Origin of the sequence: Vibrio sp. Vb0304, from assembly GCF_033338995.1 — a bacterium.
GTDB lineage: Bacteria > Pseudomonadota > Gammaproteobacteria > Enterobacterales > Vibrionaceae > Vibrio > Vibrio alginolyticus.
Map to the genome: position 1 here is coordinate 1 of NZ_JAWOTT010000247.1, position 1169 is coordinate 1169.

Consider the following 1169-nt stretch of genomic DNA (forward strand, 5'->3'; position numbering starts at 1 on the left):
TCTCGCGTGATTTGATCATCGCTTGCCGATTCCAAATACAAAAAATGCCAGCAAATGCTGGCATTTTTTATAATTTTTGTGCTGATTAAACGCGATCTTTAACTTTTTCTTTCAGTTCTGCTTTTTCTGCATCAGAAATGAAAGCAAGCTCAAGGCCATTGATTTGCGCTTGGCGAATCTGCTCTTGGCTCAGGCCGGCTGCTGGCGCCGCCACTTCGTATTCGTAAGGTAGCTCAATACCTTCTACCGCAGGATCATCCGTATTTAGACACGCTAGAACGCCGTGGTCTAGGAACTGTTTCAGTGGGTGATTTGCTAGAGAATCGACCGTACTGGTTTGGAAGTTCGACGTCAGGCACGATTCGATACCGATACGGTTTTCCGCTAGGTAATCCATCAGTTTTGGATCGTGAATCGCTTTTACACCGTGGCCGATGCGCGTTGCACCAAGCTCTTGAATGGCTTGCCACATGCTTTCAGCGCCCGCTGCTTCACCAGCGTGAACTGTCACGTTTAGGCCTGCATCACGCACTTGTTTGAAGTGAGAGACAAAGCGATCGCCTGGTTGACCAAGCTCATCACCTGCAAGGTCTACTGCTACGATGTGGTCTTTCTGGCTTAGAATGGCATCCAGTTCTTGCTGACATGCATCTGTGCCAAATGTGCGGCTCATGATACCGATAAGGTTCGCTTTGATGCCAAAGTCTCGCATGCCTGCTTGTACGCCATCGACAACCGCTTCAACCACGCCAGCGACTGGCAGTTTGTGTTTCATCGCCATGTAGTATGGTGAGAAACGCAGTTCGGCGTAATCAATTTGTGCGTTTAGCGCATCTTCAACGTTTTCATAAGCAACGCGACGACAAGCGTCAAGATCGCCCAGTACTGCTACGCCCCAGTCAAGCTTAGAAAGGAAAGCAACAAGAGATGGTTCCGCTTCGACAATTTGAACGTGTGGAGTGAGAGACTCAATATCGTACGCTGGCAGAGTAATACCCAATTTTTGGCCAAGCTCAAGGATAGTCTTAGTACGAATGTTACCGTCAAGGTGGCGGTGCAAATCAGTTAGAGGAAGATTCTTAGTTATCATTATGTCGATCCGGATAGTTATGAACTGGAACAGGGCCCAAACATCATCTGTGACAATACATGGGTAAGATTTGCAGTTA

General features: G+C 47.6%; 1 protein-coding gene. It reads right to left on the reverse strand.

Annotated features, from left to right (window positions below; translation table 11 throughout):
• Positions 1–85: 85 nt before the first annotated feature.
• A complete protein-coding gene (gene add / locus R7P35_RS25380) occupies positions 86–1090 on the reverse strand; it encodes an adenosine deaminase (RefSeq protein WP_318093171.1) in 1005 nt (334 codons plus the stop codon).
• Positions 1091–1169 lie beyond the last annotated feature (79 nt).